Source organism: Kitasatospora terrestris, from assembly GCF_039542905.1.
Taxonomy (GTDB): Bacteria; Actinomycetota; Actinomycetes; order Streptomycetales; family Streptomycetaceae; genus Kitasatospora; species Kitasatospora terrestris.
Genome location: NZ_BAABIS010000001.1, coordinates 1489240 through 1502862, shown reverse-complemented (window position 1 = coordinate 1502862; position 13623 = coordinate 1489240). Strand labels below are relative to the sequence as shown.

Here is a 13623-nt window from a genome sequence, read left to right as displayed (position 1 = left end):
TCACAACCCGGGGTAGTAGCCCAGCTGGTACGTCGACAGGTCGGAGACGGCCAGCTGGCCCGCCCCCTGGCAGATCGGGCAGACGCGCCGCGCGAAGCAGGCGCGGCAGCGCTCGCGTCCGTGCGGCTCGGCCGGTACCCAGCCGCGCCCACCGCAGCAGTCGCAGGCACCGAGACCATCGCACTCGTAGCAGAGCACGAACCCCGGTGTGACGGTCTCCGGCGTCCGGACCGGCTCCGGCCACCGGAACTCCTCCGCCTCGCGCAGCGCCACGGCCGGCGTCCGCCCGCTGTAGAGCACGCCCGGGCCGCCGTCGCCCGACCGCACCTCGATCCGCACACCGCCGGGATGGAGAGCGGTGACGACGCACCTGCGCGCCGCCGGGGCGATCTCCTCCGCCGGTCCGGTGACCTCCCAGCCGGCCGAGCCGAGCAGGCGGGCGCCCCGGGCGACGGCGTCGTGGGCGCCGACCCCTTCGGGACGTTCACCGCGGAACACGGTCGAGTAGCCGTGGGCCGGCGGCTCGTGCCAGTCGACGACCTCCGGCTCGTCGAGGAACAGCAGGCCCAGGTCGGCGCCGGGGGTCACCTCCTCGATCAGCTCGACGAGCTGCGCCCGCAGGACGCACCCGTACCGCTCCAACTCCTCGCGCGCCCCCGGTACTTCTCCCATGGGTGGCCTCCTTCCCCGGCCCGGCCGCGCGAACCCCGCCCGGGCCGGACGGGCCTCAGGCCGGCGGCCCGGCGGGGGCGAGGAGGGTGTGCAGGGAGCGGTTGTGGCGGCGCAGCCAGGCCCGGTACGCGGGGTTGACGCTGGCCAGGTCCAGATAGGCGTGGCAGAGGTCGACCCAGAGGCCGTCGAGTGCCGGGCCGCGGACCGTGTCGGGGCGCCAGGTGAGCAGCAGCCGGACGGCGAGCGGGTCGCCGTGGACGGGGCGCAGGACGGTGCCCGGGCCGGGCGGTGAAGTGGGCTGGCAGGGACGGACGGCCTCGCCGGAGGCGACGAGTTCGGCGGCGGTGGCGTTGTCCCGGACCTGGACGACCCGCGGGTCGAGTCCGGCCTCGGCGAAGACCCGGCGCAGCGCGGCGTACTCGTGGTCGGCGGTCGGGTCGACCATCCAGGTGTCGTGGGCGAGGTCGGCGAGGCTGACGACCGGGCGGCCGGCGGCGGGGTGGGTCTCGGCGAGGGCGACGAACTGCGGCTCGCGGGCGACCAGGACGCGCTGCTCGGTGCCGGCCGGCACGTGCAGCGGGAAGCCCTCGCTCTCGTGGACGAAGGCGATGTCGAGCTGTTCGGCGGCGACCAGGTGGAGCAGCGCGATCGCCGAGATGTCGATGTGGATGGTGGTGTCGGTCTCCGGGAGCCGGTCGTGGATGCGGCGCAGCCAGGCGGCGACGGCGCGGCTGCCGACGCTGCCGATCCGCAGTCGGCGGCGGCCGGGTCCGGCGGCCTCGGCGCGGGCGGCGGCGACGAGGGCGTCCATTTCTGTGATCACGGGTCTGGCCCGCGAGAGCACCGAGTGGCCGAGGACGGTGGGGCGGCTGCCGGTCTGTTCGCGGGTGAACAGCCGTCCGCCGATGGTCCGTTCGATCCGGTGCAGCTGGGTGGTGAGCGAGGGCTGGGTCATGCCGAGCCGACGGGCGGCCTTCCGGACGCTGCCGGTGTCCGCGATCGCGCACAGCACCCGCAGGTGTCGGACGTCGAGCTCCATCACGGGAGCATAGCCAGACGCCCATCGCCTGCCAAGAGCATGTCAAGGAATGCCAACTGTTCGTCAACCCCGGGCCAAAGGAAGGGTATTGCACCGAGCTATCCCCGGTTGCCATCTCCGCGACCCGTCCGCCCTGCCCCAAGCTCGGTGCAACAACTCGTCACCGTGTCCCGGACGGTCTCCCCACGGCCCCGGGACCCGCGAATGGAGTCCCCACATGAACCGCTCCATGACCGTGCTCGCCGCCGCCCTCGGACTGGTCCTCGCGGCCGGCACCGCCGCGGTACCCGCCGCCGCGGCCACCACCCAGGGCTACACCCCCTCCGCCGGCATCGCCGCCAACTCCACGGAGGACGCCAACAACAAGGCGTTCTACGAGGCCGTGATGAAGTCGGCGAAGGCCAAGCAGGCCGCCAACCCCTTCCTGCTGGCCGTCACCGTCACCTACGACGCCAGCCAGGCGCCGACCTTCCGCACCGTCATCTCGCAGAGCGCGCAGATCTGGAACTCCTCGGTCACCAAGGTCCAGCTCCGCTCCGGCACCAACGCCGACTTCCGCTACTACGAGGGCAACGACTCCCGCGGCTCCTACGCCTCCACCGACGGCCACGGCCGCGGCTACATCTTCCTCGACTACGCGCAGAACCGGCAGTACAGCTCGCTGCGCGTCACCGCCCACGAGACCGGCCACGTGCTCGGCCTGCCCGACCACTACACCGGCCCGTGCAGCGAACTGATGTCCGGCGGCGGCCCCGGCACCTCCTGCACCAACCCCTACCCGAACACCACCGAGCGGAACCGGGTCAACAACCTCTGGGCGAACGGCCTCGCGATCGCCGGCTGACCCCCGCCCACCCATGAGGCCGGCCCCGTCCCCGAGCCGGGCCGGCCGTTCCCCGCACCACCCGACCCCCGCCGACCACCCCGGACGGCGGGGGTCCTGCGCTCCACCCGGACTCCCCGGCGGGGCCCGGTCAGCGGCCGTAGCGGCGTTCGCGCTGTCCGAAGGAGCGGAGGGCGCGCAGGAGGTCGACGCGGCGGAAGGCGGGCCAGTAGACGTCGACCCAGTACATCTCGGCGTACGCGGACTGCCAGAGCAGGAAGCCGGACAGCCGCTGCTCGCCGGAGGTGCGGATGATCAGGTCGGCCTGGTCGGAGGCGTCGGAGTAGAGGTTGGCGCTGATGTGCTCGACGTCGAGGGTGTCGGCGAGGTCGGCGGGGTCGCCCCCGGCGGCGATGTGGTGGCGGAGCGCGGCGCGGACGGCGTCGACGATCTCGCGGCGCCCGCCGTAGCCGACGGCGACGTCGACGCGCAGGCCGTGGCGGTCGGTGGTGCACGCGGCGTCCTGCTTCATGGCGGCGGCGAGGTCGCCGGGGAGCAGGTCGAGGGAGCCGATCAGGTGGACGCGCCAGGGGCGGCCGGGGAGGGCGAGGCCGGCGACGGTGTCCTGGATGATGCCGAGGAGGGGGCCGAGCTGTTCGGCGGGGCGGCCGAGGTTGTCGTCGGAGAGCATGAAGAGGGTGACGTGCTCGACGCCGGCGTCCGCGCACCAGGTGAGGAACTCCTCGACCTTGGCGCCGCCGACCCGGTAGCCCTCGACCACGTCGCGGTGGCCGGCGGCCCTGGCCCAGCGCCGGTTGCCGTCGAGCATGATGCCGACGTTCTTGGGGCGGGGCAGCCCGTCGAGGCCGCGGATGACCCGCCGCTCGTACACCGGCAGCAGCAGGTTGCGCACCCACGCGGGTAGCAGCGGCATCGCCCCTCCAGGAACGGTCCGGGATCACCAGAAGAGGCCGACCTTACCAATGCGCCGCCCCACCGGCGTTTCGCGGATGGGAAGTTCACCTCTCCGGAGGAGGCGCTAGGGTGTCAGCCCGACGGGGGCATTCGCCGACGAACCGCCTGGGAGAACTCCACCATGACCACTGCCCCGATCGACGGCGTCGACGCCGACGGCGACGAGACCGACCGGGAGGCCGTCGAGCACGAGCAGGCCGAGATACGGGAGTTCGTCAAGCGGCTGAGCGCGGACGACATCAGGTCCGGCAACTGGTTCACCAAGCTGGTGGCGCAGGCGCTGGGCGCCTACACCCGGAAGGTGAACTGGCAGTACTTCCAGGAGCGGTACGCGGGTGTCCCGGCGGATGTGATCGTCGATCAGCGGATCAAGATGGCGGCCCGGTACGCCGCGATCGAGGGCGGGCTCTCCGCCGGGGCGTACACGGCGGCGGTTGCCGCCACGATCGGAAGTGCCGGTGGCGCCTCGCCGGCGACGGTCCCGGCCGCCGTGGCGACGCTGATGGTCGACGTCGCGTACATCAGTCAGCTCCAGCTCCGCCTGGCCCACGACATCGCGGTCCTCTACCGCGTTCCGCCGGACCTCGACGATCCCGAGGACCTGTGGAAGATGCTGCGCGTCGCTTTCACGATCAAGAGCGGTGAGGCGGCCCGCGCGGGCGTGGTCAAGGTGGTCCCCGGCCTGACCAGGCAGTTGATCAAGCGCTTCTACGCGAAGTCGGTGCTGTCCGCCGCGAAGGGGCTGCCGTACGTCGGGAAGTACCTGCTGCAGCGCAGCGTCATCAAGGTGGGCATCCCGCTGGTCGGTGTTCCGCTCTCGGTGGTGCTGAACCGCTGGACGACCCTGCTCGCGGGGCGGCACGCGCAGGCCGTCTTCCGGAACGAGGCGCGGGTGGTCGAACTCGCGGAGCGGCTGACCGCCCGGACCGAGCACCCGAACGCGATGCTGTGGGTGGCGTGGCTGGTCATCGCGGCGGACCAGGAGAAGTCCGACGACGAGGCGCTGCTGGTCCGGCACCTGGTGCGGTTGGCCCGGGAGCGGCACGGGGTGGTGGACGAGGGGCTCGCGAACGTGGTGGAGCTCGACCCCGCCGAGGTGTGGCGCCGACTGGACGCCGAGACGGGGGATCTGGACCATCTCCTGGAGGTGGCGGAGCAGGTGGCGGCCGTGGACGGCGCCCCCACCAAGCGCGAGGAGGCCGTCCTCGCCGAACTCCGCGCGCGGCTCAGCCTCCGAACGACGCGCTGAGGGCGCAGAGGGCGGCCCGGTTGGCGACGCCGGTCTTGGTGATCAGGGCGGCGATGTGCTTCTCCACGGTGCGCGGCGAGATGTAGAGCCGTTCGGCGATGTCCCGGTTGCCGAGCCTCTCGGCGAGGACGACGAACACCTCGTGCTCGCGGACGGTGACGCCCTGGGCCCGCAGCTCCTCGGGGATCCGGCTGGTGCCGGTGCGGTGCTGGTGGACGGGGGCGCCGAGGCGGCGCAGCGCGGCGCGGCAGGCGCCGGTGACGGCGGGTACTTCCTGCTGGTGGAAGTGGTGTTCGGCGCGGCGGAGCCAGGCGACCGGGTCGCCCCAGCCGTCGGTGTGGGCGGCGTCGGCGACCAGGCGCAGGCCGAGGTGGAGGGCGGTGGGATAGGGCTCGGCGAGCCGGAGGGCGGCGTCGACGGCGGTGGCAGCGGCGTCGGGTCTGCCTTCGCGGCCGAGCAGGACGGCGTCGGCGAGCAGGGTGAACTGCCGGTTCCAGCGCATCCGTCCGGAGGCGGTGTCGGTGGTGAGGGCGTGCCGGGCGCGGTCGGCCTCGCCGGAGAGGACGTCGAGGAGCAGTCGCAGGCCGTGCGAGCCGGCCAGGTGGTAGGTGGAGGGATTGTCGCGTTCCAGGTCGGCGAGGATGCGCAGTTCGCGGTCGGCGAGGGCGCGGTCCTCCTCCATCAGGGCGCAGAAGGTGCGGGCGAGGCCGAGGGCGAGGGGTTCCTCCTGGGAGCCGTGGCCGTCCCATTCGGCGAAGGAGGCGAGGGCCTGTTCCATGCCGGTGCGGTCGCCGAGGTGGGCGGCGCAGGTGGCGCGGGCCATCAGCACGTACCGGACGGCGGGGGCCAGGCGCAGGCGGCGGACGGTGGCGAGGCACTCCTCGGCGTTGTCGCGGGCGGTGGTGAACTCGCCGCGCAGGACGGAGTCGAGGATCATGATGCCGTCGATGGTGTAGACGACGGTCGCGGATCCCAGCCGGAGCGCCTCGTCCCTCGCACCGAGGAGTCCGTCGCGGTCGCCGTCGAGGAGCCAGGCGTTGCCGCCGATCCTGGTCGCGGCGTACATCCGGCGCAGCGGCAGCTGGTGGCGTTCGGCGGTGGTCATGGCGCGTTCGAGCATGCCGTGGGCCTCGCCGGGGTCGCGTTCGCGGGCGACGGTGGCGAGGAGTTCCCAGGCCTGGCAGGCGACGGTGGGCAGGTCGTGGCGTTCGGCGGCCTCGGCGGCGGAGCGGGCGAGCTTCTCGGCCTGCTGGGTGCGGTCGGCGCCGGGGGTGTCGAGGGCGAGGTAGGCGGCGGCGACGTCGACCGAGGCGGCGACGGCCTCGTCGGGGTCGGGGGCGAGGACTTCGCGGGCCCGGTCGATCTGCCGGTTGCCGTCGGCCCAGCGTCCGGCGGTGTGGGCGACCTTGGCGAGGCGGGTGTGCAGGGCGGCGAGGCGGGCGGAGCCGAGTCCGGCGCCGCCGAGGGCGTGGAGCTGCTCGGCGAGGGCGAACGCCCGCGCGAAGTCGCCGGATTCGGCGAGGGCGGGCAGCAGGGATTCCAGCACCTCGGCGCGCGGGGCGGGGTCGGAGCAGCCGGTGAGCAGGGATTCGGCGCGGTCGAGCAGGGTGACGGCGGAGCCGATGGCGCCGTCGGCGAGGGCCCGGCGCCCGGCCTCGGCGAAGAGCCGGCCGGCTTCGGCGTGGTCGCCGGCCTCGGAGCGGAGTTCGGCGACCAGTGGGCACCAGGCGTCGGGGAGTTCGGGGTGGAGCTGCTGGACGGCGTCGGCGGCGCGCCCGGCGAGGTCGGCCCGGGCACCGGGGGTGAGCTGGGTGAACAGCGCCTCCACGGTGAGGGAGTGTCGGAAGGCGTACCAGTCGGGGGAGGGCTCGTCGGGGACGACGAGTTGGGCGGCGACGCCGGCGTGCAGGTGGCTGAGCAGGCTGCGGTCGTCGATCCCGGTCATCTTCTGCAGCACGGTGAGTGGGAAGCGGCGGCCGAGCACGGCGGCGGCGGAGAGCAGGGTGAGGCCCTGCGGCCCGAGCCGGTCGATCCGCCGCAGGATGCCGCGGGCGAGGGTGCTGGAGACGTCGGCGCGCAGGTCGCCGACGACCCGCCAGCCGTCCGTGCCCTGGACCAGCGCCCCGCCGCTGATCATCGACTGCAGCAGCTCCTCCACCAGGAAGGGGCTGCCCGCGCTGTCGTCCCAGAGCCGGGCCAGCGCGTCCTCGGGCACCTGCGCCGGCTCGGTGCCGAGCTGGGCGGCGACCATGTCGCGGACCTGCGGCCGGGTCAGCGGCGGCAGGTCGACCACGGCGCCGACGCCGCGCCGCCGGGCGGCGGAGGCGAGGTCGAGGGCGTCGCAGAACTCGGTGCGGATGGTGGCCAGCAGCAGGACGGGCGTGTACTCGAGGTTGTCGACGAGGTACTCGACGACCGCGAGGGTCTCGGGGTCGGCGTCGTGCAGGTCCTCCAGCAGCAGGAGCAGGCCGCGGTCCTTGGCGGCGCCGATGAGCAGGCGCAGCACGGCCTCGCCGAGGATGACCATCGAACTGTTCTCGTGCTCGCCGGTGTTCCAGTCGGGTATGAGCCGGCCGAGCACGGTGCGGTACGGGCCGAGCGCGGAGTCGTCGACGGGTTCGCCGCCGCGGAAGAGCGACATCAGCGCTTCGGTGAGTGGCCGGAACGGGACGGTCGGGCCGGTGGTGGAGCTCCGTCCGCGCAGTACCCGCATGTCGGCGTCGAAGGCGGTGCCGACCGCCTCGGCGGCCAGCCGGGACTTGCCGATCCCCGCCTCGCCGACCAGGAACACCACGCCGCCGCGACGCTTCCTGGCGTCGGCCAATGCCCCTTGGAGGTGGCTCAGCTGCAGGTCACGGCCGACCACGTACGGGGCATGGGAACGCATGAGCGCATGCTAGTTGACATTCTTTCGACAGGCCACAAGGCCTTTACGCCAGGTGCTCGTAGGCTTCACATCCGGCCACACCTGGATGCCCGGCACCACGTCGGGACTCACATCTGCGGCATGGAGACCGAGGTGTCGACCTGGCTGAGGGTGATCACGATGCCGCTGGTGAGGACCAGGCCGGCCAGCACCCGGGCGCGGGCGCACATCCGGTTGCGGCCGCCGAGGGTGATGCCGCCCGCCGGGTCCTGCTCGCGGACCTCGACGGCCTCCTCGGCCTCGACGGCGGCGGCGACGGAGGTGACGGCGGCGGTGGTGTTCTTCATGGCAGGTGGTTCCCTTCTGACGGTTCGCGGTGTGGTGTGCGGAGGGTGGTTCAGAGGGAGAGCGTGAGGACGGACGGCACCCGCTCGGGGAAGCCGAGGCGGAGCAGGCCGTAGCCGATCCCGGCCAGGCCGCCGAGCAGCCCGGGGGAGGGGACGTTTTCCGGGGTGCCGCAGCGGGGGCCCTGCTGTTCGACCAGTGCGAGCAGCTCCCCGGCGCGGTGGTTCAGCGCCTCGCGGGCGCCGGTGCGGCCCCGTTCGGCGAGGACGGTGAGCGACTCGAGCTCGCCGAGCGCTCCCTGACGCAGGCTCAGGTCCGCGCAGGCGGCCGCGCCGGGCAGGGTGTCGCCGAGTGCGCCGGAGCCGAGCGCGTCGACCGCGGCGAGCTGCACCCCGGGCCGGCCGGCGTACCAGCCGGTGCCGGGTGCCGCCCGCAGCGCCCGGCGCAGCAGCGAGGCGCCGACCTGGGCGTGCGCGGAGCCGGCCGAGCCGTCGGCGGTGCCGTGGCGCAGCAGCGCCCAGCCGATGCCGGCGCCGCCGCGGGCGAACCCGGGTGCGGCGGAGTGCCGTTCGGCGACGGCGAGGAGCCGTTCGGCGAGCCGGTCGGCGAGTTCGCCGGCCGGGGCCCAGCCGGTGGCCCGGTGGGCGAGGCGGACGGCGGTCAGCGCGCCGGCCAGACCGTCGGCGAGACAGGCGTGCGCACCCTCCTCGGTGACCGTCTCGGCGGCGTACGCCAGGGCGGTGAGTGCGTCCGGCAGGCAGCCGCGCAGCTCCTCGTCGCCGAGCAGGTCGGTGAGGCGCAGCAGCGCGTAGACGATGCCGCCGAGCCCGTCGAGGGCGCCGGGGCCGACGGCCGCGGCCAGTTCGGGGTCGGCGACCAGGGCGGAGAGCAGCGCGGGCAGCGGCCGGACGGCCTGCCGGGCGAGCGCGGTGTACCGCTCCGCGCCGGAGACCGCGCCGAGCTGGGCGAGGAAGAGCGCGACCCCGCAGTAGCCCTCGGCGAGGCCCGCGCCCATCGGCAGGACCGCCCAGTGCTCGCCGGCGACCCGCTCCAGGCCCAGCCAGTTGACCCGCCCGTCGCCGGGCACGGCCCGGGCGGCCAGCTCGTCGCCGATCCCGCAGGCGGCGCTGAGCAGCCGGGACGGCTCCGGTACCACGGCCGGCACCGGGCGCGCGGCGAGCGCCGAACGGGGCGCGGTGAGCGGCGCGTTGGCGGCGGCGACGGCCAGCGTCGCGGAGATCACCCACTCCTGGTCGAAGCGGTCCAGCTCGTCCATGGCGGCGACCTTGGCCCGCACCGTCGCCAGGCTCGACCCGGCCTGCAGGCCGGCCAGCCGGACCTCCCGCGAGGTCAGCACGTCGGCCCGGTCGGGCCGGTGGAAGAAGACCGGGACGTCGCCGCGCCACAGGTCGGCGGTCTCGTGCTCGATCAGCCGCTGCCGGGCCGGGTCGCCGACCGACTCGGTCCACAGGACGGCGAAGACCGAGTCCCGGGCGAGCGCGTCGCGCAGCAGGTCGGGGTGGGTGGACTCCTCCAGCAGCGCCGCGTACAGCCGGGTGGGCCGGGCGATCAGCCGCGCCGGGGCGGTCGCCCACTGCGCCAGCAGCCCGTCCTCGCCGAGCAGTTCGCCGCGGTGCGCGCAGATCGCGTCGTAGCCGGCCCGGAAGCCCTCGTACAGGGCGGCCCGGTGGTCGGCGTACGGCGCCCGGCCCTGCGGCAGCGGCTGGTTGCGGGCGCCCTCGCTCGGCGCCGGGCCGCGGACCGCGCGCATCCGGTCGGTGCCGGCGTCCAGCCAGCGCAGCACGTCGCTCGGGTAGCTGCCGTCGGTGGCCCGGCCGAGCGCCGAGATGTCCAGCGCGCCGTGCTCGCCGATCAGCAGGTGCGGCAGCAGGCAGGTGCGGTGCACGGAGGCGGCGAGCGCCCGGGCGGCCGGGTCGTCGCCCGCGGTGGTCGCGGTCGGCAGGCCGGAGTGGAACAGCGTCTCGGCGTCCACCAGGACCGGCTGGTCGGCGCAGGCGATCAGGTTCTCGTAGTGCATGTCGGCGCCGTCGACCGCGTACAGCAGGGCCAGCAGCGCGCCCTGGCGCCGGTAGAAGGCGTCCGCCTGGTCGGTGCTCTCGCAGTAGCGGTGCTCGATGAACTCCAGCCAGCCGTAGCCGGTGCCGCGCACCGAGCGCGGGGTGCGCAGGCCGAGTCCGGGCACCTGGGCGTCGAGCCACGCCGCGGCCCGGTCGAGCACCTCGTGCTGCTCCACCGAGCGGGGCTTGTACACGGCGCGGCCGGCCGCGAAGTGCAGCACCGCGACCGCGCGGCCACCCTGGTGGGTGTCGCCGAGCGCCAGTTCCAGGCCGGTCAGCGGGCCCGGGTCGCGGCCCTCGAAGAGGCCCTCGACCAGCGCCTGGCGGTCGGCCTGCAGCCGCTCGGCCAGCTCCACCAAGGCCTCGGCGGCGTCGGTGGCGCTCTGCCCGAGCATCCGGCCGAGCACCGGGTAGCGGGTGAAGAGCCGGGCGAGGCCCGCGGCGGTGCCGGTCCGCGCCACGAAGGAGGCGAACCGCTCCCGGCCGTCGGCGCCGGTCAGGCGGCCCGCGGTGCGGGCCAGGTGCAGCTCCTTGACCAGCGTCCGGGCCGCCTGGCGGGCCAGCTGTCCGCCGAGTCGGCGCTCGAACGCCGCCAGGACCACCTCGCACTCCGCCTGCGGCAGCGTCAGCTTCGCGGCGACCTCCGCGGCCGCGGTGTCCACCAGCGGGCGCAGCGCCGCGACGAACACCTCGGCGCCCTCGCCGGTCACCTCGGCGCGCTCGATCCGCGTCGGGGCCCCGGCCACCGCCTTCTCCACGTACTCGGCCCAGCTCGGCCGCACCGTGCGGGCCGCCAGGCGCTCCGGGAGCTCGTCGCCGAGCGCGGACGCCAGCTCCTCGCCCAGGCCCAGGCTGGCCAGCCGGGCGGCGAAGCCCGCCAGGTCCCCGGCGGACCACGGTGCGGTCCGGGGGGCCGGGACGGCGGCCGCGGCGGCCGGGCGGCCCGGGGCGGCGAGGCGCTCACGGAGCGTCAGGCCGCGGGCCCACCACCAGCGCGGCAGCGCCTGGGGCTCGTCTGCGAGGAGTACGCGTTCGGTCACGAGAAGAAAGGTCCCAGGACCGCCCCCACCCCCACATGGGGGCTCGACCCCCATATTCTCCCCACCCCGCCCACCCCCTGGGTAGGACATGGGGGAACCGGCCCCCACCTGCACCGGAGCACCCCGCACAGCGGCCCGCCGACCGTCCCGCCGCCGGGCGGATCCCCACCCGGCCCCCCTATCGCCCTGCCCCGGCGCGGCCGGTCCCCACCCGGGGCCCGCAGCCCCCGCCCGACCCCCGTTCCGTACGGGGGGCCGGCGTTCGCACAAACGTGGGGGTCGTCCCCCGATGCCCGCTCCCGTGCCCCGGTCGCAGTCTGGTGCCACCACCCCCCGCCAGCCCCGCCGGAACCGAACGGCCGGGCTGTACACCACCGGAGGAGAGACCGTGGGACAACCCGTACCCGTGAGCGTCGTCGCACCCGACCCGGTCCTGGAAGCCGGCACCACCAGCACCCTCGCCGCCTGCCCGGACGTGGCCGTGACCCTGCCGGGTGAGCAGCCGGCCGTCGTGGTCATGCTGGTCGACCGCTTCGCCCGCGCCGAGCTGGACATGCTGCACGCCGCCCGGGACACCGCGAGCCGCCCCGCCGTGGTGCTGGTCGCCGGCGAGCTGAACCCGGCGGAGGCGCTGCACGCCCTCGCAGCGGGCGCCCGCGGCCTGCTGCGCCGCCGCGACGCGGACGGCCAGCGGCTGGCCCGCGCGGTGTGCGCCGCGGCGCGCGGTGACTGCACGGTCCCCCCGGACCTCCTCGACCAGCTGCTGGAGCACTCCGCCGCGGCCCGCGCGGTCGGCGACCTCCCCGGCCCGTGGGCCGCCGCGGGCCTGTCCGACCGGGAGCGCAGCGTGCTGCAGATGGTCGCCGACGGCCACGAGACCAGCGAGATCGCCCGCTGCCTCGCCTACTCCCAGCGGACCGTGACGACGATCGTCCACGACATCACCCAGCGGTTCCGCCTGCGCAACCGCGCCCACGCGGTGGCCTACGCGCTGCGGGCGGGTCTGCTGTGACCGTCCTCGCCGAAGCCCCCGTCACCACCGCCGCCGCACCCGGCATCCACCTGGTCGTCGGCCCGGGCGGCGCCCGGATCGCCCACCTGCTGCACCGCACCGGTCTGGTCCCCGCCGCGGAGGGCGAGCAGGAGACGGTGAAGGTCGCCGTCGCCGCCCGGATCGAGGACGCCGTCCGGGTCGGCGCCGCCGTCGGCCGCCCGCTGCTGGTGATCTGCGACACCGTCACCCCCGTCGGTGTCCGGCTCGCCCTGCAGGCGGGGGTGGCCGCCGTGCTGCGCTCCGCCGAGCTGACCCCCGAGCGGCTCGCCGCCGCGCTGCGGGCGGCCCGGCACGGCGACGGCCGGATCCCGTACGCCACCCTCTCCCAGTTGCTGGCCGGTGCCGGCGGCGACGAGCGGCCGCCCGCGCTGACGGCCCGCCAGACCGAGGTGCTGGACCTGATGGCGGAGGGCCACGGCAACGCGGTGATCGCCCGCGCCCTCAGCTGCTCCGAGCACACCGTCAAGAACGTGATCTACGAGCTGATGGCCCGGCTCCAGGTGCGCAACCGCGCCCACGCCGTGGCCCACGCCGTCCGCTGCGGCCTGGTCTGAACCCGGCCCGACCGCACCGCACCCGTCCCGTCCATCCCACAGGAGCCCCCGTGAACCCGACCGCGGCGACCCCGCGCACCTTCCGCCCCCGCCGGTACCTGATGTGCCGACCCGAGTACTTCGAGGTCAGCTACGCGATCAACCCCTGGATGGACCCGGACAAGCCGGTCGACACCGACCTGGCCGTCCTCCAGTGGGAGCGGCTCGCCGCCCGGTACCGCGCCCTCGGCCACACCGTGGAGCTGATCGACCCGATCCCGGGCCTGCCCGACATGGTGTACGCCGCCAACGGCGCCACCGTGGTCGGCGGCCGCGTGCTCGGGGCCCGCTTCCGCAACGCCGAGCGGGCCGCCGAAGGGCCCGCGTACCTGCGCTGGTTCCGCGAGCACGGGTACGCCGAGACCCTCGACCCCGAGCACGTCAACGAGGGCGAGGGCGACTTCCTCACCACCGCCTCCTGGCTCCTGGCCGGCCGGGGCTTTCGCAGCAGCGCCGCGAGCCACCGCGAGGCGGAGGCCTTCCTCGGCCGCCCGGTGCTCTCCCTCGACCTGGTCGACCCCCGCTACTACCACCTGGACACCGCGCTGGCCGTCCTGGACGGCGACGAGATCATGTACAACCCGGCGGCCTTCGCCCCGCACAGCCTCGACCTGCTGCGCCGCCACTTCCCCGGCGCCCTGCTCGCCACCCCGGCCGAGGCCGAGGTCTTCGGCCTCAACGCGGTCAGCGACGGCCTGCACGTCTTCCTCCCCGAGGCGGCCCACACCCTCGCCGGGCAGCTCGCCGCCCGCGGCTTCCGCCCGGAGCCGGTCGACCTCTCGGAACTCCTCAAGGGCGGCGGCAGCGTCAAGTGCTGCACCCTCGAACTCCGCGACTGAGTCGGGCGGACCGTCGGGCGGGCGCGGGCGACCCGGCGGTGGCAGCATCG

At 75.0% G+C, this 13623-nt stretch carries 11 protein-coding genes; 5 read left to right on the top strand and 6 right to left on the bottom strand.

What is annotated here, in order from left to right; all coding sequences use genetic code 11:
* Together ABEB06_RS06985 and ABEB06_RS06980 are read right to left on the bottom strand one after the other, a co-directional pair.
* On the bottom strand, positions 1-672 hold the full coding sequence (locus ABEB06_RS06985) for a hypothetical protein (protein ID WP_345695918.1): 672 nt from the start codon (positions 670-672) through the stop codon (positions 1-3).
* Between the two features lie 55 nt (positions 673-727).
* Positions 728-1711 carry a LysR family transcriptional regulator gene (locus ABEB06_RS06980; protein ID WP_345695917.1) on the bottom strand — a complete coding sequence of 328 codons (984 nt, stop codon included), beginning with the start codon at positions 1709-1711 and terminating at the stop codon, positions 728-730.
* Positions 1712-1928: 217 nt separating this feature from the next.
* Here ABEB06_RS06980 and snpA point away from each other — a divergent pair, with 217 nt between their 5' ends.
* The gene (gene snpA, locus ABEB06_RS06975) at positions 1929-2555 is read left to right on the top strand and encodes a snapalysin (protein WP_345695916.1); all 627 of its coding nucleotides are present in this window, start codon (positions 1929-1931) and stop codon (positions 2553-2555) included.
* Positions 2556-2685: 130 nt separating this feature from the next.
* On the opposite strand, the gene ABEB06_RS06970 is transcribed toward snpA, so the two are convergent.
* Positions 2686-3468 (bottom strand): isoprenyl transferase, encoded by a 783-nt coding sequence (locus tag ABEB06_RS06970; protein WP_345695915.1) that lies wholly within the window; start codon positions 3466-3468, stop codon positions 2686-2688.
* 162 nt (positions 3469-3630) lie between these two features.
* Between ABEB06_RS06970 and ABEB06_RS06965 the strand changes: the two genes are divergently transcribed.
* Positions 3631-4758, top strand: coding sequence for a hypothetical protein (locus tag ABEB06_RS06965; RefSeq protein ID WP_345695914.1), 1128 nt, complete (start codon positions 3631-3633; stop codon positions 4756-4758).
* Here the strand turns inward: ABEB06_RS06965 and ABEB06_RS06960 are convergent.
* The 3 genes from ABEB06_RS06960 to ABEB06_RS06950 form a co-directional block, all read right to left on the bottom strand.
* Positions 4736-7645: a helix-turn-helix transcriptional regulator gene (locus ABEB06_RS06960; RefSeq protein WP_345695913.1), complete on the bottom strand. Its 2910-nt coding sequence runs from the start codon at positions 7643-7645 to the stop codon at positions 4736-4738. The genes ABEB06_RS06965 and ABEB06_RS06960 overlap by 23 nt on opposite strands.
* Before the next feature lie 107 nt (positions 7646-7752).
* Positions 7753-7971, bottom strand: a complete 219-nt coding sequence (locus tag ABEB06_RS06955; RefSeq protein ID WP_345695912.1) for a hypothetical protein — start codon at positions 7969-7971, stop codon at positions 7753-7755.
* 50 nt (positions 7972-8021) lie between these two features.
* The gene (locus ABEB06_RS06950; protein WP_345695911.1) at positions 8022-11087 is read right to left on the bottom strand and encodes a type 2 lanthipeptide synthetase LanM family protein; all 3066 of its coding nucleotides are present in this window, start codon (positions 11085-11087) and stop codon (positions 8022-8024) included.
* 406 nt (positions 11088-11493) lie between these two features.
* On the opposite strand from ABEB06_RS06950, the gene ABEB06_RS06945 reads away from it, so the two are divergent.
* Genes ABEB06_RS06945 through ddaH form a run of 3 tightly spaced genes read left to right on the top strand, consistent with a single transcriptional unit; the run spans position 11494 to position 13573 of the window.
* Positions 11494-12099 carry a LuxR C-terminal-related transcriptional regulator gene (locus tag ABEB06_RS06945; RefSeq protein WP_345695910.1) on the top strand — a complete coding sequence of 202 codons (606 nt, stop codon included), beginning with the start codon at positions 11494-11496 and terminating at the stop codon, positions 12097-12099.
* Positions 12096-12695, top strand: a complete 600-nt coding sequence (locus tag ABEB06_RS06940) for a helix-turn-helix transcriptional regulator (RefSeq protein WP_345695909.1) — start codon at positions 12096-12098, stop codon at positions 12693-12695. The genes ABEB06_RS06945 and ABEB06_RS06940 overlap by 4 nt, the downstream gene beginning before the upstream one ends.
* 50 nt (positions 12696-12745) lie before the next feature.
* Positions 12746-13573: a dimethylargininase gene (gene ddaH / locus ABEB06_RS06935; protein WP_425559581.1), complete on the top strand. Its 828-nt coding sequence runs from the start codon at positions 12746-12748 to the stop codon at positions 13571-13573.
* Positions 13574-13623 lie beyond the last annotated feature (50 nt).

Coding starts and splice junctions, on each gene's coding strand:
- ABEB06_RS06985 (WP_345695918.1), bottom strand. CDS start 672: ATGGGAGAAGTACCGGGGGCGCGCGAGGAGTTGGAGCGGTACGGGTGC.
- ABEB06_RS06980 (WP_345695917.1), bottom strand. CDS start 1,711: ATGGAGCTCGACGTCCGACACCTGCGGGTGCTGTGCGCGATCGCGGAC.
- snpA (WP_345695916.1), top strand. CDS start 1,929: ATGAACCGCTCCATGACCGTGCTCGCCGCCGCCCTCGGACTGGTCCTC.
- ABEB06_RS06970 (WP_345695915.1), bottom strand. CDS start 3,468: ATGCCGCTGCTACCCGCGTGGGTGCGCAACCTGCTGCTGCCGGTGTAC.
- ABEB06_RS06965 (WP_345695914.1), top strand. CDS start 3,631: ATGACCACTGCCCCGATCGACGGCGTCGACGCCGACGGCGACGAGACC.
- ABEB06_RS06960 (WP_345695913.1), bottom strand. CDS start 7,645: ATGCGTTCCCATGCCCCGTACGTGGTCGGCCGTGACCTGCAGCTGAGC.
- ABEB06_RS06955 (WP_345695912.1), bottom strand. CDS start 7,971: ATGAAGAACACCACCGCCGCCGTCACCTCCGTCGCCGCCGCCGTCGAG.